Source organism: Vibrio coralliilyticus, from assembly GCF_024449095.1.
Lineage (GTDB): Bacteria > Pseudomonadota > Gammaproteobacteria > Enterobacterales > Vibrionaceae > Vibrio > Vibrio coralliilyticus_A.
Window position 1 is genome coordinate 1,000,502 of the sequence record NZ_CP024628.1, and the last position, 21,846, is coordinate 1,022,347.

At 44.3% G+C, this 21,846-nt stretch carries 15 protein-coding genes; 7 read left to right on the forward strand and 8 right to left on the reverse strand.

All coding sequences use genetic code 11. The features are described from left to right. Nucleotides 1–208 precede the first annotated feature (208 nt). Nucleotides 209–1,984, forward strand: a complete 1,776-nt coding sequence (locus CTT30_RS20005; protein ID WP_239863922.1) for an EAL domain-containing protein — start codon at nt 209–211, stop codon at nt 1,982–1,984. A gap of 118 nt (nt 1,985–2,102) precedes the next feature. Next, nucleotides 2,103–3,422 carry a GGDEF domain-containing protein gene (locus tag CTT30_RS20010; RefSeq protein ID WP_252036773.1) on the forward strand — a complete coding sequence of 440 codons (1,320 nt, stop codon included), beginning with the start codon at nt 2,103–2,105 and terminating at the stop codon, nt 3,420–3,422. Between the two features lie 94 nt (nt 3,423–3,516). Here the strand turns inward: CTT30_RS20010 and CTT30_RS20015 are convergent, their stop codons facing one another. The 6 genes from CTT30_RS20015 to CTT30_RS20040 form a co-directional block, all read right to left on the reverse strand. After that, nucleotides 3,517–5,109, reverse strand: a complete 1,593-nt coding sequence (locus tag CTT30_RS20015) for an ABC transporter ATP-binding protein (protein WP_252036774.1) — start codon at nt 5,107–5,109, stop codon at nt 3,517–3,519. 2 nt (nt 5,110–5,111) lie between these two features. After that, nucleotides 5,112–6,149: an ABC transporter permease gene (locus CTT30_RS20020; protein WP_239835264.1), complete on the reverse strand. Its 1,038-nt coding sequence runs from the start codon at nt 6,147–6,149 to the stop codon at nt 5,112–5,114. After that, nucleotides 6,149–7,237 carry a microcin C ABC transporter permease YejB gene (locus CTT30_RS20025; RefSeq protein WP_239835265.1) on the reverse strand — a complete coding sequence of 363 codons (1,089 nt, stop codon included), beginning with the start codon at nt 7,235–7,237 and terminating at the stop codon, nt 6,149–6,151. Before CTT30_RS20025 ends, CTT30_RS20020 begins: the two co-directional genes overlap by 1 nt. Before the next feature lie 10 nt (nt 7,238–7,247). Then, nucleotides 7,248–9,056 carry an extracellular solute-binding protein gene (locus tag CTT30_RS20030; protein ID WP_370689731.1) on the reverse strand — a complete coding sequence of 603 codons (1,809 nt, stop codon included), beginning with the start codon at nt 9,054–9,056 and terminating at the stop codon, nt 7,248–7,250. A 215-nt stretch (nt 9,057–9,271) separates the two neighbouring features. Beyond that, nucleotides 9,272–9,790 carry an NUDIX hydrolase gene (locus CTT30_RS20035; protein ID WP_239874542.1) on the reverse strand — a complete coding sequence of 173 codons (519 nt, stop codon included), beginning with the start codon at nt 9,788–9,790 and terminating at the stop codon, nt 9,272–9,274. Between the two features lie 58 nt (nt 9,791–9,848). Continuing rightward, nucleotides 9,849–11,486, reverse strand: a complete 1,638-nt coding sequence (locus CTT30_RS20040; protein WP_239863912.1) for a methyl-accepting chemotaxis protein — start codon at nt 11,484–11,486, stop codon at nt 9,849–9,851. Nucleotides 11,487–11,795: 309 nt separating this feature from the next. Between CTT30_RS20040 and CTT30_RS20045 the strand changes: the two genes are divergently transcribed. Then, the gene (locus tag CTT30_RS20045) at nt 11,796–12,794 is read left to right on the forward strand and encodes a 2-hydroxyacid dehydrogenase (protein ID WP_252036776.1); all 999 of its coding nucleotides are present in this window, start codon (nt 11,796–11,798) and stop codon (nt 12,792–12,794) included. A 38-nt stretch (nt 12,795–12,832) separates the two neighbouring features. On the opposite strand, the gene CTT30_RS20050 is transcribed toward CTT30_RS20045, so the two are convergent. Then, complete coding sequence (locus tag CTT30_RS20050) at nt 12,833–15,193, reverse strand: ATP-binding protein (protein WP_239874539.1); 2,361 nt, start codon at nt 15,191–15,193, stop codon at nt 12,833–12,835. A 214-nt stretch (nt 15,194–15,407) separates the two neighbouring features. Between CTT30_RS20050 and CTT30_RS20055 the strand changes: the two genes are divergently transcribed. Then, entirely contained in the window at nt 15,408–15,902 is a 495-nt protein-coding gene (locus CTT30_RS20055; protein ID WP_239863909.1) for a hypothetical protein, read from the forward strand. Nucleotides 15,903–15,916: 14 nt separating this feature from the next. Then, a complete protein-coding gene (locus CTT30_RS20060) occupies nt 15,917–17,539 on the forward strand; it encodes an ABC transporter ATP-binding protein (protein ID WP_252036777.1) in 1,623 nt (540 codons plus the stop codon). A 65-nt stretch (nt 17,540–17,604) separates the two neighbouring features. Here the strand turns inward: CTT30_RS20060 and CTT30_RS20065 are convergent, their stop codons facing one another. Then, nucleotides 17,605–18,504 (reverse strand): LysR family transcriptional regulator, encoded by a 900-nt coding sequence (locus CTT30_RS20065; protein WP_038161629.1) that lies wholly within the window; start codon nt 18,502–18,504, stop codon nt 17,605–17,607. Nucleotides 18,505–18,671: 167 nt separating this feature from the next. On the opposite strand from CTT30_RS20065, the gene CTT30_RS20070 reads away from it, so the two are divergent. Both CTT30_RS20070 and lldD read left to right on the forward strand, forming a co-directional pair. Continuing rightward, the gene (locus tag CTT30_RS20070; protein WP_252036778.1) at nt 18,672–20,363 is read left to right on the forward strand and encodes an L-lactate permease; all 1,692 of its coding nucleotides are present in this window, start codon (nt 18,672–18,674) and stop codon (nt 20,361–20,363) included. A 141-nt stretch (nt 20,364–20,504) separates the two neighbouring features. Continuing rightward, nucleotides 20,505–21,644 carry an FMN-dependent L-lactate dehydrogenase LldD gene (gene lldD / locus CTT30_RS20075; RefSeq protein ID WP_252036779.1) on the forward strand — a complete coding sequence of 380 codons (1,140 nt, stop codon included), beginning with the start codon at nt 20,505–20,507 and terminating at the stop codon, nt 21,642–21,644. Nucleotides 21,645–21,846: the final 202 nt, after the last annotated feature.

Sequence of the window (21,846 nt, forward strand, 5' to 3'; positions counted from 1 at the left end):
ATTCGCTACCTCTGAAAACAACATTTCAGCTTAAAATATGAACACACATCAATAAAAGCTCACATTTACTGCCCGATACTGGCTTGACTGCTGGAGCTTAATAAATATTTCATGTTACAAATATAGGTTACACGGAAGATATTTATAAATTTAAACAATAAAGCTTATGGAAGGCTTACCAAGTGTTGGATTAGGTACGTCGAATTAAATGTCACATATCATCAAGAACAAAACGTCGCAATCGAACGCTTCGTCGATCTCAGGTAGCCGCTCTGCCAATGAGAACTTACCAGGACAAAGCTCCGCTTCTCTGAGTGGCGCCGAACTTGACGAATTGATGGATAACCACTTTAAGCACATGTTTGATGTGTTTAATGATGGTATTTTCTATATGACCGATGATGATCGGATCTTTTTTTACAATCCTACTTTTTATGAAAAATATGATATTGCCTCTGGTCAATGTCATCTAGATGCATGGTTTAACCTAGTACACCCTCTGGATAAAGCCATGCTAAAAGGTGAAGTTGACACACACTTCCAAGAGGATGATCGTAAGCTATCGACTCAATACCGAGTCAAAAACAAATCCGGTCAATATGTTTGGATTGAAGGAACGGCGGTGACCAAAACCATTAACGGTACACGTTTTATGATTGGCTGCCACCGTGATATTTCAGACCGAAAATTGATGGAAACCTACGTTCAGCAAGCTGCATTTAGAGACAATGCATCTGGGCTATCTAATGGTCAGAAACTCATCATCGATATTGATGGATTAGCTGACCAGTTACCGGGGTTACATTCACTGGTCTATATCCAAATTGGCGATATTCGCTCGTACCTCAGCGCTTACGGGCCCCATATTTTACGTGATGTGATGTCACACCTTATCACGGCATTAAATTCGTTTACCGATGACTTTGTTGATATCTATCGTGTCCGATCCGATGACTTTGCTGTCTTGATAAGAGGCCAATATTCGACTGATGAGCTCATGCTGCTAGGAGAAAACATTTCCAAGACTTACCAACAATCGGTTCAAGCCAGTGGATACCTGTATGGTGCAGATATTAGTATCGGGATGTTTCCTCGCTTTGACATTGGACTCGCAGCGGAAGAAGTGATTAAAATCGCTGCGCGTACCTGTCAGTTTGCAGGTGAAAAAAGACATAATCGCGTTGGTGTCTACAATGATGAGACGAAAAGCAAAGTTGATCGGCACTTTTACATCGAGCGGGAACTTGCCAACGCCATTCATAACGAAACTCTGACGGTTAAGTTCCAACCTATCATCTGTGCCAAAACAAATCGTGTCGCCAGCTTCGAAGCACTGGTACGTTGGAAAAGTAACACGGTTGGTGAAATTTACCCCGATGAATTCATTGAAGTGGCTGAAAAGAAAGGCTTGATTGTTGAGTTAGGTTACCTTGTTTTCTCCAAAGCGTGCCAATTCATTAAAAGGTACTTAGCAACCCACAAAACAAACATTCGTGTGAATGTGAACGTATCTGTTCTACAGTTGTTGAACCATCAGTTTCCAGATCGAATAAAACTGATTGCCGACCAACACGGAGTCGACACAAAAAATATTGTCTTAGAGTTGACTGAAACGATCATTCTTGATGGCAACAAAAGTGCCATCTCTCAATTAAGCCGCTTGAGCGAATACGGTTTTTTACTTTCCCTTGATGACTTTGGCTCAGGATATAGCTCACTCAACAGCTTTTTTGATTTGCCCCTTAAGCAAATTAAAGTCGACAAAACCATGGCTTGGCGATGTCTCGACAACCCCGCTACTTTAAAATACCTCACATTTATCACTCAATTATGCCAATCACACAAGGTGGATATCGTTGTTGAAGGTATAGAAAATGCTGAGATGCAAAAATGTTTCACTGATATGGGTGCTTCATTCCTCCAAGGGTATTGGTTCTCTAAGCCACTTTCTCTCGCTAGCGCCAGTCAATACACCTTAGTTTGACGCACCTCGCCAACAAACGTTTTGTCACAAAAGGTTCACCATGGGAAATAGACTTTTGTGACAATGCTCAATAACATCAACTTTCTTGATGATAATTCGACCAAATTAAATACAAGCAATGATTCTCCATTACAGTAAGTCTCCCCGCTCTAACGGCAATATTGAGCTTAAATGTCTGGGCATCATGCTCATTGCTGTCTTCGCGATCAATACTCCTCTGAGTTTCATTAAAGACGCACAAAAACAAGATATCTCTTTCCAACTCAAAGCCATCGATGAAACACTGAAGCTTCGAAAACAACAAGTCAGTAACTACCTAGCCCTACGTAAAACCCAGCTTGCGCAAAACTACTTTGAACACCCTGAGCCATTCAATGATGTGATCAGGCACTTGCTTACCAATCAAGATTTGATCGACAAAATAGAAATCGTCACCAAAAACCCAGAACACAGCTATCGATATAAAAACTTAATCGATTCCTACACGCCTTTTTACGCCTCTAGCCTCAATGCTGATTTACTTCAAATTCTCTATCAGCCTGATTTGGGTCTTCTCACAGAGTTTGCGCCTATTTATCAGGGCTCAAAACACATAGGCTATTTGGTTGTCGACATCAATATGAGCGAGTTCAACAGCACCAGTAGAAAAGATATCCTCCTTGCAGATGAGAGTGGGTTTATCTACTCAAGCTCTCACCCGTCGATTGAACGCTATCAATACCTATCCGATTCATACTCGACCGTTTGGCGGGATCTAAGCAGAACTCAACGTTCTGAAGGTATTCTCGAACAAGATGAACTCTACTTCATCTATCGTAATATTGGTTTTTTTGGCAATAAACCTTACTACCTGATTAAAGTGATAGGAAAAGATGAGTTTATTCCTAAGTATCTGTATTTGATTATGGTTCTGCTGGGTGTGAGTATTGGTGCTTCGTACTACTTGTACAAGTTAAGGCAAGAACGACGAGAGTTAAGCAAAATCACTTACACCGACCAACTTTCTGGCTTGTACAACCGACACTATTTACAGAAAGTAGAAAGGCAAAATCTCGCTAATGGCAATTACTACTTGGGTATTTTCGATATAGACCATTTTAAATCCGTCAATGACAAATACGGCCATGATGTCGGAGACCAAGTGATCAAACGAGTCGCATCTATTATCAAGTCACGTATCCGCGTTTCAGACTATGCATTTAGAATTGGGGGTGAAGAGTTTGTCATACTGATCCGGACAGCCTCCATGCAAGATGCACAACAAGCCATGAATCGTATACGCATGGATGTATCCCAGTTTACTCAAGCACCTAAGGTGACCATTTCTGGGGGACTATACCCTTACTCAGGTACACTATCGCAATCTCTTAAACGCGCCGATGAGCTTCTGTATCAAGCAAAGCAAAATGGTCGAAATGCCGTTTACGCAAATACTTAGTCAGCGCTTTCAAACCTGTACAAAACGATTAAAACCGTTTAAAAAAGAGGCGGTCTGAATGCAGCCTCTTTGTCGCCACCTCTAGTTAGCATGGTTAAAAACTGGATAGTTCCACCAGCTCTTTGGTGTACTCCCGCTTCGGGTTATGGAATAGATCCGCAGTTTCTCCTTGTTCAACAATCTCTCCTTGTTTCATCACTATGGTGTAATGACACAGAGATTTAACCACATTCAAGTCATGGCTTATAAAGAGATAAGTTAAACGATACTTTTCCTGCAAAGATTTGAGCAAGTCCAGCACCTGTGCCTGGACAGTTCGATCTAGAGAGGAAGTAGGTTCATCCAATAAAATAAACTCTGGCTTTAAAATCAACGCTCTTGCAATTGCAATTCGCTGCCGTTGGCCTCCTGAAAACTCGTTTGGATAGCGAAAGCGGGTTTCCGGATCAAGGTCCACTTCTTCCATCACATCACAAATCATTCTATCGACCGTCTCATCGTCATAGTCTTGGTGGACACGTAGCCCTTCTCCAATGACCTGAGCCACAGACATTCGCGGATTAAGTGCTGAAAACGGGTCCTGAAACACTACCTGCATTTTACTGCGATACGGCAGCATTCCTTTGCGATCCAAGCCTTGTAACTCTTGTTGTTGGTAAGAAATCGAACCTTCAGAGTGAACAAGACGCAAAATAGCCATTCCTGTTGTCGACTTGCCAGATCCGCTTTCTCCGACTAAACCAATGGAGTGTCCACGTTTAAGATCAAACTTCATATCGGTTACCGCTTTGATATGCGATACCACACGTTTAAATAGGCCGCCGGTAATTGGGAACCAAACTCGGAGATTATCAACAGACAAAAGGCCACTTGAATCAGCCGGAACTTCGACGGGTAAACCTCTTGGATCCGAGTTGATCAGCTTTTGTGTATAGGGGTGCTGGGGAGTGGAAAATAGAGACTTGCAGTCAGCCTCTTCAACCAGTTTGCCATTTTGCATCACAGCGACACGGTCAGCAATACGCCGCACAATACTTAAGTCATGGGTAATGAATAACATGGCCATGCCTAGCTCTTGCTGCAGCTCTTTTAGGAGGTCTAGAATTTGTGCCTGTACTGATACATCAAGGGCAGTCGTGGGTTCATCAGCAATCAATAGCTCAGGTTCGTTGATGAGAGCCATTGCAATCATGACACGCTGTCTCTCACCTCCTGATAACTCATGTGGATAGGCATTAATTTTTACATCTGGGTTACGGATTCCTACTTTACCCAGCCATTCAATAGCCAAAGCTTCAGCTTTCTTCTGCCGAACACCACGGTGAATCGCTAGAGTTTCCACCAGTTGCTTACCGACTTTATGCAGTGGGTTGAGCGATACCATAGGCTCTTGGAAAATCATACCGATTCTACCACCCCGAATGCCTCTTAGCTGTCGCTCAGAACAATTCAGAATGTCTATACCATCAAAGTGAATACTGCCTTCTAAATAGTGAGAAGAGCCCTTGGGTAAGAGCTTTAATACCGAGTTAGCTGTAACGGACTTTCCAGAGCCACTTTCGCCAACTAACGCTAGGGTTTCACCCTGATTAATCGAAAAAGAGACCCGATGAGTAACTTGTTCGACCTCTTTCCCACGGCCAAATCCGACTGACAACCCATCAATAGTTAATACTTTTCTAATCATGGTTAGCTTCCCTGATGGTGCGGGTCAAAGGCGTCGCGAACTGCTTCACCGACAAAAACAAGTAGAGTCAACATGACTGACAAGACAAAGAAAGCAGAAAAGCCGAGCCAAGGCGCTTGTAAGTTCGCTTTCCCCTGCGCTAACAATTCTCCCAAAGATGGAGAACCAGCAGGAAGGCCAAAGCCAAGAAAGTCGAGTGACGTGAGTGTCGTTACAGAGCCCGACAAGATAAAAGGCATCATCGTCAGTGAAGCAACCATGGCATTAGGTAACATATGGCGGCTCATTATGCGGCTATCATTAACACCCAATGCCTGGGCAGCCCTCACGTAATCAAAGTTTCTACAGCGCAAAAACTCAGCTCTCACAACTCCGACTAGGCTCATCCAACTAAACAGTACCATGATCCCGAGTAACCACCAGAAATTGGGTTCAACAAAGCTGGAAAGGATAATGAGAAGAAAGAGTGTCGGCATCCCCGACCAAACCTCGATAAACCGCTGCCCTAACAAATCTAGCCAACCGCCATAATAGCCTTGAGTTGCCCCAACAATCACACCAATAACACTGGAAATAATGGTAAGGACGAAACCAAACAAGACAGAAATCCTGAAACCATAAATGATTCTCGCCAAGACATCTCGACCTTTATCATCCGTGCCAAGCCAGTTAACGTGATCTGGAGCAGAAGGAACCGAACCTGATATGTTGTAATTGATGGTATCGTAGCTAAACCGAATCAGAGGCCAAATGATGTAGCCTTTTTCCTCAATCAACTCAATCACGTATGGGTCAGTGTAATCAGCTTCTGTCTCAAACTCTCCACCAAACTCCGTCTCGGCGTACTGCGTGGCAATAGGGTAATACCATGTGCCTTCATATTCGACTAGCAGCGGTTTGTCATTCGCGATCAGTTCCGCAAACAAGCTGATCACAAACAAGACCATAAAGATCCACAAAGACCAATAGCCACGTTTATTGGCCCGAAACCTCTGCCAGCGCGCTTCATTTAACGGGTTACGTCTTTTCTTTGTCAGCATTAACGCGCCTCAAAATCAATTCTTGGGTCAACCCAGGTGTAGGTTAAATCGGAAATAATACTCAAAATAAGGCCAAGCAGCGTCATGATGTATAACGAGCTAAACACCACGGGATAGTCGCGTTGGATTGTCGACTCAAAACCCAGCAGGCCGATCCCTTCTAAGGAGAACATCACTTCAATCAGCATTGAGCCTGTGAAGAAAATGCTGATAAATGCGGCTGGGAAGCCTGCAATAATGATCAGCATGGCGTTACGAAACACATGTTTATAAAGAATACTTCTCTCATCAAGACCTTTGGCCCGAGCTGTGACAACGTATTGCTTATTGATTTCATCAAGGAAAGAGTTTTTGGTCAGCATACTTAACGTTGCAAAACCACCAATCACCATCGCCAGAATTGGCAAGGTAAGATGCCAAAAGTAATCAATAATTTGATCATACCAAGCCAACTGGTCAAAGTTGCTGGAGACGAGGCCTCTTAGCGGGAACCAGCTAAAGTAATTCCCACTGGCAAACAAGATAATTAAGATGATGGCAAACAAAAAGCCCGGAATCGCATAGCCGACAATGACCACGGCACTCGACCAAATATCAAACCTGGAACCGTGATGAATGGCTTTCATTATCCCCAATGGGATGGAGATTAAATAAATAATCAAGGTACTCCATAAGCCAAGAGAAACTGACACAGGTAGCCGTTCAACAATCAAGTCGATCACATTTCCACCTTTGAACAAACTATCGCCAAAGTTAAAAGTGGCGTAGTTTTTGAGCATATCAAAGTAGCGTTCATGGATCGGCTTATCGAATCCAAACTGCTTTTTGATTTCCTCCACGACTTCTGGATCTAAGCCACGCGAACCTTTATAACCACTTGCTGTTGCATCACTTCCTACGTCCAATTCGACTTCGCTCCCGCCACCGGCAAAGCGCTCCATGATCCCAGAGCTATGACCTTCAAGCTGTGCAATTGCCTGCTCAACAGGGCCACCTGGTGCAATTTGGATGATAAAGAAATTGATGGTGATGATCGCCCACAGTGTGGGGATCACCAAAAGTAAGCGACGAAATATATAGGCAGCCATCTATCCCTCACTAGCGTCGTTTTTCAGGAAGTTTTTCGGCTTTCTCTTTGGAGATCCACCAAGTATCGACGCCTAAATCGTATTTTGGCATTGTGGTCGGCCGCTCAAACTTATCCCACATCGCCACACGATATTCACTTACGTGCCATTGAGGAATAATATAAAAATTCCACTGCAACACACGATCCAGTGCACGTCCTAACGCAAGTAATGCATCCGGGTCTTGCTGCTTTTTCGATATCTGCATCGTCAAACTATCGACCACTGGGTCAATAACACCTGCCGTGTTGTAAGTCGAATCTATGTAGTTAGAGTTCCAGACAATCATCAGGTTCGGACTCGGATAAGGGTTTGCAGAATACGACGAAGAGACCATATCAAAGTCACGGTCACGCAGTCGTTTGATATATTGAGTGGTATCAACAGAACGTATTTTCATATCAATACCCAGACGCTTCATATTTTTCTGTACCGGGATCGCAATACGTTCAGCGGTAGGGCTATAGATCAATAGTTCAAAGGAAAAAGGCTGACCTGTTTTAGTATTGGTTAAGACCTTATTCTTTAACTCCCAACCCGCATCTTTTAACAGTTTGAACGCAGTTCTCATTTGCGAACGAATCCGTCCTGAGCCATCCGTGACTGGTGGTTGATACTCTTCGGTAAACACTCGCGGTGGAATTTGATCTTTAAAAGGCTCTAGAACGGTTAACTCCTCTGCACTTGGCAGACCTTTCGCTTCATAATCAGTATTCTGGAAGTAACTACGTGTACGGGTATATTGGCCATAGAACATGTTCTTGTTCATCCATTCGAAATCCATCGCATAAGTCAATGCCTCGCGAACTCGAGCATCTTTGAAGACTTCACTTTGAATGTTGAACACAAATGCTTGCGTATTTTCAGGCTTCTGATGAGGAATTTCCTCTTTAATGATGTAGCCCTTATCGAAATTCACACCGGTATAAGAGTTGGCCCAAAACTTCGCTGAACTTTCTAAGCGGAAGTCAAACTCTCCGGCTTTAAAAGCTTCCAGCATAACCGTATCATCCCGATAGTAGTCGTATTGAACTTGCTTAAAGTTATTTCTCCCAACATTCACTGGGAGATCTTTCGCCCAATAGTCATCCACTAACGAATAAGTCACACTCTGACCAGACTTGTAATCGATGATTTTATACGCAGAACTGCCGACTGGTGGGGTTGATAAAGGCTCGGAGAAGGTTTTATTCTTCCAAAAATGTTCTGGTAACACACGGGTTGATTGGGCAAAACTGAACATTTTTTCGCGATTCGGCGTGGCCATTTCTATACGAACCGTCATATCGTTTTTGGCGGTAACAGATTTAATATCTTTGTAATACACCCGATACTGCGGCACGCCTTCTGTCATAAATTTATCAAATGTAAATGCGACATCATGCGCGGTGATCGGCTCACCATCGTGGAATCGCGCCTTAGGATTGATATCCAATTCAAGCCAAGTGTAGTCGTCCGAATACCTGACTCGCTCAGCGATCAGTGGGTAGTAAGTATCGATTTCATCACTAGGTTTAAACATCAAGGTGTCATAAAGCTCTGCTGTCGCTGCAGCAGCAACACCTCTTGAAGCAAAACGGTTGAAATTATCGTATGTGCCGACTTGACCATAAGTGATTTTGCCGTATTTTGGCGCTTCTGGATTCACATAATCAAAATGAGTGAAGTCTTGTAGATACTTAGCTTCGCCAAACCCAACCAAACTGGTTGTCTCAATTACTTTTGCATATCCGATTGAGCTTAAACTCGCAATCATTGCCCCTAATAGGGCGTGGCGCATTCTTGTCATTCCCTGTTCCCTCGGCTGAATTCGCAATTCTTTTCACACTATACTATTAATTAATATTAATAATTCAATTACTTGAATAAGTATAGGCGTTCAGTTGAAACCTATCGCAGAGTTCACGAAGGATATGCTAATAACAGAGGGAAAGTTATTCGATAGAGAGAAATGAAAACCTGCTGAATCAAGCAGGTTTTGGGTTTAGTGATCTTTTAGAGTATTTCCTTGGCGATCATGTGTAACAAGAATGTCTCACGTTCAATGCTCATGCCTTTTTTCGGGCTTTCAGCGATCGTTTTTTCATTGTGGGCGATCGCTTGATGAATGTTCAACCAAACCGCTTTCATACCATTCTTTATCTCGTAGTCTTCGTACGCGGTTTGACCTAACTCACGATCGACTTTACAGGTGTAGCAATAAGAGTGCATGTGCATTACATCAGCGTCGTCTTTGTACCAAGGACGAAACTCTTCATAGATACCATATGGCTTTATGTTATGAATGTTTTGCGCGCCTGTCTCTTCCTGAAGTTCACGCACCAGACCTGCGATAATGTCTTCACCATCATCAATACCACCACCAGGGATGGTGTAGTCATGATAGCGCTCAGTGTATAACAGGAGGATATCTTCACCATCGACGACAATCGCTCTTGCAGCTTTACGCTGGAAAACGGTTTTATCATCAAGATGATCAATATCAGGGTGAATGGCTGTTTTAAGGTGTCGCATGAAGTCTTTGCATTGAAAAATTTGCCGCGATTCTACCACATCACCCTGATGCCTCAAGCTAGGCGAGTTTAAACCGATTGATCATTGCCATTAAGCCGTCTGACACACGCCCGAGCTCTTTACTAGAACTGGCCATTTGCGCAGACTCACTCGAAACGGTCGAGGCCATATCACTCAGACTCACAACATTGCGATTTATGTCATTGACCGTTACTGTCTGCTCTTCTGCGGCCGTAGCAATATGTTGATTCATCTCTTCTATGGTATGAACTTCTTTATTGATCTTATTTAGCGCTTCACCTGCTTGACTTGAAAGCTCAGAAGCATTGGTAGCTTTCGCTGTACCTTGGTCCATCACTTTAACCACATTCTCCGCGCCCACCTGCAGTTTCTCAACAATGTTTTGAATCTCCAAGGTCGACTCATGTGTACGTAAAGATAAACTTCTTACTTCATCCGCCACCACAGCAAATCCACGTCCTTGTTCACCCGCCCTCGCCGCTTCAATGGCAGCATTCAGCGCCAGTAGATTGGTCTGCTCAGCCACGCCTCGAATCACTTCAAGAACCGTATCAACATTGCGAGCATCTGAGGCCAGTTTTTGGACAACTTGGCTGGCAGACTGTATCTGCTCGGCAAGTTCGTTAGCTTCTTGGACATTTTTATCAATGATTGTGTGGCTATGATTGGCTTCTTGCGCGGCTAAGCGACTGGCATCGTTCGCTTCTACTGTGCGAGCCGCAACCTCCTCTACGGTTGCTAACATTTCGGTCATAGCCGTTGCTAACATGTCGACATCGGTTTGTTGTTGATTCAGGCTGTCGTCAATATGGTGAACGGAATTAGCGAGCTGATTGGCAGCACTAGAAACCTGGCTACCCGAGTCGCTAATACTGAGCATAATCCCTTGTACAGACGCGACAAACTGGTTGAAGTAACGAGCCAGAAGCACCAATTCCTTACTACCCTCTTCAGGAAGTCGCTGAGTCAGATCGCCCTCCCCTTTAGAAAGAGTTTTCATCGCCCGAACCGTGCGTTTGATTGGAGATGTGATGGTTTTGATGAAAAAGCCAATTGCGATAGAAAGAATCGAGAGGATGCCGATGGCGTAGCCTGCCGATGCGACCTCAGAACGATGCATATCTTCCTGCAAAGCAACCATATTCATACCAGAACCGATCATCCACCCCCATGGTTGAAACATCAGAGCGTAACTGGTTTTCGGGTCCGTTTTTTCACTGTCTGGATTTTTCCAGCTGTAGTCAACAAACCCGCCACCATTTTGAGCAACCTGATAAAGATCCTGAACGAAAAACTTACCTTCACTGTCTTTTAAGCCAAGAATATTTTTACCCAGCAAAGAGAGTACTCCGCTGGCAAGTTGCACTCCATTAGAGTCACCGACGAAAATATAATTGTCACCATCAAAGCGCATTGAAGAGATAGTTTGCAGAGCTCGACCCTGAGCTTCACTTTCCGAAAGCTGACCCGCCTGATAAAGTTGATAATAATGTTTGACGACACCGGAAGCTGATTCCACCAAAGTTGAGACACCACGTTCATAATTTTCACGCATGTGCTCCCGAGACTGGGCAATGTTGAGGAGAGTATTCGCAAATAAACCAATAGCAAACAAGCCTAATATAGACCACGCTCGTGCTGCTATGGACACTTCAGAAAGCCTTTGTTTAATCATATCCATATTTCCTAGCCGGAGAACAAAATCTCATCAACTCCTAGCCTAACCCTCGTTTAACACGATGATTGATAAGCTAAGAGTCATTTAATTTATAAATACCACTTTAGCAGTAAAAAAGTGACCTTGAGATGAAAATAGGCCAAACATTGCAAACATTTTTATTAATAACAAAAAAGTCACTACAAGCACCTGACGAATATAAGTGTTTCATTTGCCATAAAATATTTGTGGTTTAATTTTTTCTTAAATCACGGTTCAATAGAGTCAGTTTTATTTCCTCCCGTAATATTTTGAGAGAGGCCCATCATGTTAGATGTCGCTGTATTTAGTGCTAAGTCTTACGACGAAGCATCTTTCACTAAAGTTAATAAACAATATGGATTTGCTCTCCACTTCCATGAATTTCAGCTAACTAAGAAGACCGCCAAAATGGCGCACGGTTGTGCAGTAGTCTGCGCTTTCGTAAACGATGATTTATCCACCCCAGTGCTCGAAGCACTTGCAGAACAAGGCGTAAAGTTAATTGCGATGCGCTGCGCTGGTTTTGATCGCGTTGATCTCAACACTGCAAAACGTCTTGGCATCCAAGTGGTTCGTGTTCCAGCCTATTCTCCAGAATCGGTAGCCGAACATACGGTTGGCCTAATGATGAGCCTGAATCGCCGTTTCCATAAGGCTTATCAACGTACCCGTGATGCCAACTTCTCCTTAGACGGCTTAGTTGGCTTTAACTTTCACGGTAAAACTGTCGGTGTAATTGGTACCGGTAAAATAGGGATTGCTACGATGCGCATCCTGAAGGGACTCGGTATGAATATCCTCTGCTTGGACCCGTTTGAAAACCCACTCGCCATTGAACTTGGGGCAAGCTACTGCTCAAAAGAAGCGCTTTTCCAGAAAAGTGACATCATCACACTCCATTGTCCAATGTCAGAAGAAAACTATCATCTGCTTGATGAAAAAGCTTTTGAGCAAATGAAAGATGGCGTCATGATCATCAATACCAGCCGTGGCGGATTACTTGATGCTGCCGCGGCTATTGAATCTCTTAAAACAGGTCGAATCGGTGCTTTGGGCCTGGATGTATACGAAAACGAGAAAGAACTGTTTTTCCGTGATAAATCCAACGATGTGATTGTCGATGACGTTTTCCGCCGTTTATCGGCGTGTCACAATGTACTGTTTACTGGTCATCAGGCGTTTCTGACGGACGAAGCGTTAGGCAACATTGCAGATACAACGCTGGGTAATATTGCTGCATTCAGTGAAGCAAAGCGCTCAGGTAATGAGCTGCTAGAGTTGTAACGATTAAAAAGGGCTTTCATATGAAAGCCCTTTCTTTTTTATTTCCTTAATGCATTCAGTTTGGCTTGTGCTATGCCAAAAACCGTATCTATCGGGTAACTTCCCTCATCACTGGCTTCGCCTGCAGGCTTGCCCATGAACAGTTCTATCGCTTCTGTAACATGATCAATAGCCCAGATCTGAAACTCCCCTCGCTCTACCGCCTTAACAACATCTGAACGTAACATCAGATTGTGCATGTTGGCTCTCGGTATGATGACGCCTTGTGTCTCACTTCGTCCTTTAATGCTACACACGTCAAAGAAGCCTTCAATTTTCTCATTAACCCCACCGATAGGCTGAGCTTCCCCAAACTGGTTCATCGAGCCAGTAATGGCGATGTCTTGTCGATTTGCCTGCTTAGAAAATGCCGATACCACAGCGCAGAACTCTGCCATGCTGGCACTGTCGCCATCCACTCCACCGTATGATTGTTCAAAAGTAATGGTCGTCTTGAGAGGGACTTTTGCGGTTTTACCGAATACCGATGAAAGATAGGCGGTCAGGATCATGACACCTTTGGAGTGAATGCTACCACCTAAATCTACACTTCGCTCAATATCAATGACTTCACCATCACCATAGCAAGTGGTCGCGGTAATCCGGTTTGGTGCGCCAAACATATACTCACTGGTACTTAACACTGAAAGCGCGTTAACTTGCCCTACAGCTTGGCCTGCAGTCTGAAGTAAAGTGGTACCATTAATGAAGCCTTCCATCACACTATCTTTGAGTCGGCTAACTCTCAGTTCTTGGTTAGCCAGAGCCTCTTCAACATGGCTTGCGCGAATCATGTTTGAGTTAGCCTGACGCGCTACGTAGTTGGATTCACGAATAAGATTCGCGATGTTAGCAGAGTGCAGTGACAATTTAGTTTGATCACCGGATAACCGAGAGCTGTGCTCTATAATTCGAGCTATGGCTTTTTTATCACAGTGCAGCATGTTGTTATCATTCACGACACTGGAGATAAAGCGAGCATAATGAAGCTCAGACTCTGGGCTACGACTCATTTCGTCTTCGAAATCTGCCGTCACACGGAATAGCTCGCTGAATTCTGGGTCATAATGTTGAAGTAATTGGTATGTACGATAGTCACCAAATAAGATAATTTTCACGTCCAATGGAATCGGCTCCGGATCCAAGGAAACCGCGCCAGTGAGTGTCACTTCTTTTTCTAGCGAGGTAAAGCTCAGCTTGCGTGCTCTCAATGCTCGCTTGATCCCATCCCAGACATAGGGTTGCTCTAATACCTTTTGAGCATCCATAAGTAACACGCCGCCATTCGCTTTGTGCAGGCTACCAGGGCGTATTAAAGAGAAATCTGTAAATACAGTTCCTTTAAACGTTGCCGTTTCAATGTAACCAAACAAGCTGTGGTAGTTGGGATTCTCTTCAACAACGATTGGGAATTCGTCACCTTTACGGCTTACAAGGACATTAACCTTGTAGCGACGAGGGAGTTTCTTATCCAATGATGCCGTGGCAACTTCACCTTGCTCTCCACTTTGTTCAAGAAAAATATCTGCGTTTTCAACAATGTCTTTCTGGAGTTCCGTCAAATACGCTTTAATTTCCGCGTAACCAGAATAATCCTTTTTCAATTGCTTGATAAAGTGTGTGATGACTTCTAAAGTCACCTCATCATTCAACTTCTTGATTTTCTCACTGTATGCTTCTTCCCACTCGGTCAACTGACGAACCATATCTCTTAGCTTGATTTCAAGCTCGTCAATGGTTGAGCCAAAATACTCTTGCTCTTTCTTTGTCAGCTCTTCAAAAGACTCTTCGGTGTGCATCTCTTCGCCATTCATGGCCACAAACTGATAATCACCTTGGTTAGTGATGGTCAGACTAATGCCTTTCGCTTTCGCTTCTTTGGTGATCACGGCCAGTTCAGCTTCCTGCTTTTGGGCCAACTGATTTTTGAGTTTGTCAGCACGGCTGTAATACAGCTCATTATCAAACGCTAATGGGATAGCATTCACCAGTTTTGACATTAACTTTTCAATGTCTTGCTTTAACTGGCTACCAATACCACAAGGCAGTGCAAGTACTTTTGGCGTTCTAATATCATCAAAATTTGCCACATAACACCAATCATAGAGTGCTTTTGCGTCATGCTGGTGGCGATTAAGGTAACGTAAAATCATAGTTCGCTTACCAAGGCCGTTCTGGCCAATGGCGTAGATGTTGTAGCCCTTTTCCTTAATGGACATTGCGAATTCTACCGCCTTCTGGGCGCGTTCTTGACCGACGATTTCGTCAATGGGTGCCAGCTCTTTTGTAGACTTACTCGGTAGCATTTCCAGCTCCGCAGCATGGTACAGCTGGCTCGATTCAAGCCGTTGAATTGCCATCTTTCTTTCCTTATTGTTATTTTTCATCCACTCTATAACGACCTAGTGTAGGCCAGTTTTTTATATATTTTAGTGACTTAGGTACTATTAGAGTTCAACTGATTAAATATCCATCAATTATGACGTCAAACACCTTTTAAATGATAACCATTTGCAATAGATAATAAATTGCATTTAAATGTGCATTGTTACGATTTTGGTGGAGTATTTGAACATGGATCTACAACAGTGCTGGACACATTACCTCAAAGCTGAGCAGTTATTAGAACAAGGTCATTGGCCAGAAGCACACTACTTGTACGATCAGGTTCTGCATCATTTACCTACGCACATTCAAAGTGCGCTCAGTGATGACCAAATCAAACCATGCCAATTCAGTTGTTTGTTGACCGGCTTACGTGATGCAGCCATCTCTCAATCTGAGATCCTAAATAAAATGGGGCAGTATCATAATGCCTTCGATTTGCTCAACCAAAGTTATGCTTTGCTTCAGTTTCTGTCGATTGAGCCTACTGAATTGGTTCAAGCCACCCACCAAATTCTAGATAAAAACTGTGAGGATCTTTTACGCCATATGGGCGCATTTTGTAGTGCTCAGCGTAATGCACAGTGGATGTTGGAGTTTGAGCAAGTTCAGAAAGCCCACCACCACTTTGCGACATTAAAGAGCTATGGCAGTGCAATGGAAAGCTCTCACTCAATAAATTAATACAAGGAATGCAAATGTCACAGAAGCCAATTCTTGAGGTAAAAAACCTCTCTGTCAGCTTTACTACTAATGACGGAATTGTTGACGCGGTAAAGGATGTTAATTTTGAGCTGTTTCCAGGAGAAACGCTCGCCATCGTAGGTGAATCGGGAAGCGGAAAATCCGTTTCAACCAACGCTTTGATGCAATTACTACCAAATAATGCCATTGTTCACGCTCAATCAAGCATCATTTTCGAAGGTGAACAACTCGTTGATAAAGCGGAGAAGGGAATGCAGTCTATTCGTGGTGACCGCATTGGAATGATTTTCCAAGAGCCCATGACTTCACTTAATCCATTTATGCGCGTAGGTATTCAGGTGGCGGAAGCCATCATGTGCCACCGCCCTGTTTCTCGTTCTCAAGCAAAACAGAAAGTATTAGAGTTGTTTAACCTTGTTCACCTCCCAAACCCAGAGCAAGCTTACACAAAGTATCCTCATGAGTTCTCAGGCGGTCAGCTACAGCGCATCATGATTGCGATGGCATTGATCAACGAACCAGACATTCTTATTGCTGACGAGCCAACCACTGCACTCGACGTTACTGTACAGGCAGAAGTTCTTAACCTAATTAAAGAGATCCAAGAAAAAATGGGCATGGCGATTCTCTTTATTACTCACGATCTTGGTGTTGTAAAGCACCTAGCGGATCGTGTCATCGTCATGTGTAAAGGAGATGTGGTTGAAGAGGGGCAATGTCAGGCACTGTTTAACGATCCTCAGCATGATTACACAAGAATGCTCATCAACTCGATACCTAAGGGAAGTAAAGAGCCTATAGAAGAGAGTGCTGCACCTCTGCTAAAAGCAGAAGATATTCGCGTTAAATTCCTGATAAAGTCCCATTTCATTCAAAGGAAAAACCAGTACTTTGAAGCGGTTAAAGGTATTTCTCTTGAGCTTAAGCAAGGTGAGACCTTAGGTATTGTCGGCGAGTCTGGCTCAGGAAAATCGACACTAGGACGTGCACTTATCGGGCTACTGCCCTGTACGGGAGGCATTGAATTTAAAGGTCAGGATGTGAAGGCACTGAGTGAGAAAGAGCGCTTTGGGCTTAAAAAAGACATTCAGATGGTTTTTCAAGATCCTTATGGTTCTCTATCCCCACGTATGACTGTCGGTGATATCATTACCGAAGGTCTAACAGTACATCAGCCTCAGATGGGCCGCTCTGAGCGTATGCAGCGTGCTCGTAAGGCGCTAGAAGAGGTAAGACTTGATCCTCATTCAATCAACCGTTACCCACATGAGTTCTCTGGTGGTCAACGTCAACGTATCGCAATTGCACGGGCTTTGATCCTAGAACCTTCTTTTATTCTGCTGGATGAGCCGACTTCTGCACTCGACCGCTCTGTACAGTTGACCGTTATCGACTTGCTTAAAGATATTCAGAAAAAGCACAACATTGGCTTCCTGTTCATCAGTCATGACTTGAGCGTAGTGAAAGCACTTTCTGATCGCGTATTAGTGATGCAGAAAGGCGAAGTGATGGAAGAAGGTACGGCCGATGAAATCTTCCACTCTCCGAAGAACGACTACACTAAGATGCTTATCGATGCGTCTTTCGATTTAGACGAAGAGATCGTCGCAGCATAGTAAATAGAAATACATTGGTTTGGCCGCCAACACAAGCCGATGCAAGGATGCATCGGCTTTTTTATTTAGAAATAGTGTGAAATAGCCAGATAGCGCGCCCGAATGTGCTCAATTAGCAGCTTAACCTTATTGGGTGGCTGACGAGTAAACGGGTACACCGCGTAAATCCCTAACCGCTTGCCGACCAACTCGGGAAACAGATCCACCAGCTGACCATTGCGAATATCGTGATAAACCAAGCATCGCGGTACATACGCAATCCCGTGCCCTCCCAACGCTGCTTTCCTTAATGCTGTCGCGTTGTCGGTCGAGAAAGACCCAGATACCTTCACAATATAGTTCCCCGATTTTGACTTAAACTCCCACTCTGAGGCACCTGTGGTTTGATAGGCGTATTGCAGGCAGTTATGAGTAACCAGATCTTCAGGTTTGATCGGTTTTCCGTTGCGTGCGATGTAAGAAGGTGACGCACAAACCACCCATTGAGAATCAAGAATATGACGAGCAATCAGGCTGGAATCTTCAAGATACCCCGTGCGAATCACTAAGTCATAACCGCCCTCTACTAAGTCGACAAAGCGATTATCGAGGGACATATCAACCGTTAAGCCTGGATGTAAGTTGCAAAACTCCGCCACTGCATCAGCCAAAATTAGGTCACCAGAGATTGAAGGAACCGACATTTTGATGTGGCCGCTGATATTCTCACCAAACCCAGATACCGCGTCCATCGCTTCCTGAGCGGCTTGCTTCACATTTTTCGCGCCGTGGGTCAGCGCCTTACCAGCCTCAGTTAACGTCAATTTACGCGTAGTTCGATATAATAGTTGAACGCCAATTTCTTCTTCTAATCGAGCGATTCTTTTACTAACTACCGAATTTGTAAGGTTATTTATCTCTGCCACCTTACTAAAACTACCCAGTTCTACGACCTGAGAAAACAAGATTATATCGTCCGCACGCATACCATTATGTCATTTTTGGAATTAATTATTTTCATTATTTCCCTATATCAATAAAAAAGAAAGGGGTAAATTCACCTCGAGTTAACACAAATATCACAATTATAAAATCTAAGAGATTCTGGAGAATCCTGATTTGTAAAAGTAAAAGCCTGTACGAGGATGTACCAATGAGTGAAACTTTACTGGCCTTAGTGGCCTTTTCGCCGATAGTTGTTGCGGCTATATTATTAGTCGGTCTCAACTGGCCAGCTAAACGCGCAATGCCTGTCGCTTTCGGATTGACGGTTGTGATTGCCCTATTCTTCTGGGATATGTCTACTACCCGAGTTCTTGCCTCTATTTTCCAAGGATTAGGCATCACTGTCTCTGTTCTATGGATTGTTTTCGGCGCCATTTTCCTGCTCAACACGCTGAAGCATACTGGTGCGATATCAACCATCCGCAATGGATTTACCAATATCTCGCCAGACCGTCGAGTTCAGGCGATCATCATTGCTTGGTGTTTTGGCTCATTCATTGAAGGCGCCTCTGGTTTTGGTACCCCAGCTGCCATTGCTGCTCCGCTTCTGGTCGCGATTGGTTTCCCTGCTCTTGCCGCCGTTTTAATGGGCATGATGATTCAGTCTACACCCGTGTCTTTCGGTGCCGTAGGAACCCCGATCATTGTCGGCGTGAACAAAGGCCTAGATACACATAACATTACTGAAGCGCTTGTGGCTAACGGTTCAAACTGGGACGCATACCTTCAGCAGATAACGTCCAGCGTTGCGCTGATCCACGCTTCTGTGGGTACTCTCATTCCTGTGCTGATGGCGATGATGCTAACACGCTTCTTTGGCAAGAACAGAAGCTGGACAGAAGGCCTAGACATTGTTCCATTTGCCATTTTTGCAGGCCTTGCTTTTACTATTCCGTACGCGTTAACAGGTGTGTTCTTGGGCGCAGAATTCCCATCACTTATCGGTGGTCTGGTTGGCTTAGCGATCGTGGTTTCAGCTGCTAAGCGTGGCTTCCTTGTTCCTAAATCAACGTGGGATTTTGAAGACGAGAAGAAATGGCCTGCAGGATGGCTAGGCTCTCTTAAGATTGATCTGGCGGATTCCAAAGACAAGCCAATGAGCATGGTTATGGCTTGGCTGCCATACGTGCTTCTAGCTGTCGTCCTAGTAGCAAGTCGCGTCAGCGCTGAGTTTAAAGCCTTGCTGCGTAGCGTGAGTTTGTCGTTTGGCAACATTCTTGGTGAAGCTGGTATCAGTACTGCTATCCAACCTTTATATCTGCCTGGTGGCATCTTAGTGTTTGTCGCTTTGATTGCAGTACTTCTTCAAGCACGCAGTACTACCCCATTGACGAAAGCGTTTGGTGAATCGAGTAAAACACTGATTGGTGCGGGCTTCGTACTTGTGTTTACCATCCCAATGGTACGTATCTTTATCAACTCTGGAATCAACGGAGCTGATTTAGCAAGTATGCCTGTGACTACCGCAAACTTCGCTGCGGGTTTGGTGGGTGAAGCCTTCCCAGCACTCAGTGCCACAGTTGGCGCTTTGGGTGCATTCATCGCAGGCTCAAACACCGTCTCTAACATGATGTTTAGCCAGTTCCAGTTTGAAGTTGCTCAGACGTTGTCTATTTCAAGTGCAGTCGTCGTCGCTCTTCAAGCAGTCGGTGCGGCAGCAGGTAACATGATTGCGATTCATAACGTTGTAGCGGCTTCAGCAACCGTCGGTCTTCTGGGTCGTGAAGGTGCGACGCTGCGCAAGACCGTTATCCCAACGTTCTACTATCTTGTAGTGACTGGTGTTATTGGCTTGGTAGCCATTTATGGTATCCAAATTACCGATGCGCTAATGAAGTAAACCTTTTCGCGTTAATACCTGCCCCTGACAAGACTGGGCACTCGTGCCTAATAAATGCGGGTATTAACGCCTTTTTAATCTAATAAAGATGTCGTTCTTGCCTTATCTAGGCCCCCAATATGTAAATGTAGGACTGAATTTATGATCATCTCAGCTTCAACAGACTACCGCAAAGCGGCTAAATCTAAACTTCCGCCGTTCTTATTCCACTATATTGATGGTGGCTCTTATGGAGAGCACACGTTAAGGCGCAATACCGAAGATCTCGCGGATATTGCCCTAAAACAACGTGTTCTCAAAAACATGTCTGATCTGAATCTGGAAACCGAAATCTTTGGTGAAAAATTCGCTCTACCTATTGCTCTGTCTCCAGTTGGTCTAACTGGCATGTACGCGAGACGCGGTGAAGTACAGGCCGCTATTGCTGCGGAAAACAAAGGCATCCCATTTACGATGTCGACAGTGTCCGTCTGCCCTATTGAAGAAGTCACACCAGAGCTCGCAAGACCCATGTGGTTTCAGCTCTACGTTTTGAAAGACCGTGGATTCATGAAAAACGTACTTGAACGCGCGAAAGCAGCCGGAGTCACAACGCTCGTCTTTACGGTTGATATGCCAGTCCCCGGGGCTCGCTATCGTGACATGCATTCTGGTATGAGCGGACCAAATGCCGCAATGCGTCGAGTCTTTCAAGCGATGCGTCATCCTTCATGGGCATTTGATGTCGGTCTGTTTGGTAAACCACACGATCTAGGCAACATTTCAACTTACCGCGGTGAGCCAACGAAGCTCGAAGACTACATTGGCTGGTTAGGTGAAAACTTTGATCCTTCCATCTCGTGGAAAGACCTAGAGTGGATTCGTGACTTCTGGGATGGCCCCATGGTCATCAAAGGAATTCTAGATGAGCAGGACGCAAAAGATGCCGTTAAATTTGGCGCTGATGGCATTGTCGTTTCCAACCACGGCGGTCGCCAGTTAGATGGAGTTATGTCATCTGCTAAAGCATTACCAAGTATTGCTGATGCCGTAAAAGGTGATCTGAAGATCTTTGTTGATTCTGGTATTCGCACTGGTCTTGATGTAGTCCGAATGCTCGCCTTGGGTGCAGATTGTGCCATGCTAGGCCGTTCTTACATCTATGCACTTGCAGCACAGGGGCAGGCAGGCGTAGAAAACCTTCTCGACCTGTACGAAAAAGAAATGCGCGTTGCCATGACACTTACTGGCGCGAAAAACATTCAAGAACTGACTAGGGAATCTCTAGTTAGCTTCAAATAACAACTTGGGCAGTACATTCAGCATGCTGTGCTGCCTAATTTTCCCCTTCCCTGATTCTTACGCTCATCCCAGTTCTTATTAACAGCATGTAACAAAAGTATTATCCTTTGCGAAGACCTCCCACTCACGGTGTGTAAAGCATTACAAATAATTACCTATGAGAATATATTCTCAACAGTTAATACATAACAAGAATTGGAGA

Bases quoted from the DNA above. Each gene is read 5' to 3' on its own strand.
- CTT30_RS20020 (WP_239835264.1), bottom strand. From the start codon at position 6,149: ATGCTGACAAAGAAAAGACGTAACCCGTTAAATGAAGCGCGCTGGCAG.
- CTT30_RS20060 (WP_252036777.1), top strand. From the start codon at position 15,917: ATGTCACAGAAGCCAATTCTTGAGGTAAAAAACCTCTCTGTCAGCTTT.
- CTT30_RS20070 (WP_252036778.1), top strand. From the start codon at position 18,672: ATGAGTGAAACTTTACTGGCCTTAGTGGCCTTTTCGCCGATAGTTGTT.
- CTT30_RS20035 (WP_239874542.1), bottom strand. From the start codon at position 9,790: ATGCGACACCTTAAAACAGCCATTCACCCTGATATTGATCATCTTGAT.
- lldD (WP_252036779.1), top strand. From the start codon at position 20,505: ATGATCATCTCAGCTTCAACAGACTACCGCAAAGCGGCTAAATCTAAA.
- CTT30_RS20040 (WP_239863912.1), bottom strand. From the start codon at position 11,486: ATGATTAAACAAAGGCTTTCTGAAGTGTCCATAGCAGCACGAGCGTGG.
- CTT30_RS20030 (WP_370689731.1), bottom strand. From the start codon at position 9,056: ATGCGCCACGCCCTATTAGGGGCAATGATTGCGAGTTTAAGCTCAATC.
- CTT30_RS20065 (WP_038161629.1), bottom strand. From the start codon at position 18,504: ATGCGTGCGGACGATATAATCTTGTTTTCTCAGGTCGTAGAACTGGGT.
- CTT30_RS20015 (WP_252036774.1), bottom strand. From the start codon at position 5,109: ATGATTAGAAAAGTATTAACTATTGATGGGTTGTCAGTCGGATTTGGC.
- CTT30_RS20055 (WP_239863909.1), top strand. From the start codon at position 15,408: ATGGATCTACAACAGTGCTGGACACATTACCTCAAAGCTGAGCAGTTA.
- CTT30_RS20005 (WP_239863922.1), top strand. From the start codon at position 209: ATGTCACATATCATCAAGAACAAAACGTCGCAATCGAACGCTTCGTCG.
- CTT30_RS20050 (WP_239874539.1), bottom strand. From the start codon at position 15,193: ATGGCAATTCAACGGCTTGAATCGAGCCAGCTGTACCATGCTGCGGAG.
- CTT30_RS20025 (WP_239835265.1), bottom strand. From the start codon at position 7,237: ATGGCTGCCTATATATTTCGTCGCTTACTTTTGGTGATCCCCACACTG.
- CTT30_RS20045 (WP_252036776.1), top strand. From the start codon at position 11,796: ATGTTAGATGTCGCTGTATTTAGTGCTAAGTCTTACGACGAAGCATCT.
- CTT30_RS20010 (WP_252036773.1), top strand. From the start codon at position 2,103: ATGATTCTCCATTACAGTAAGTCTCCCCGCTCTAACGGCAATATTGAG.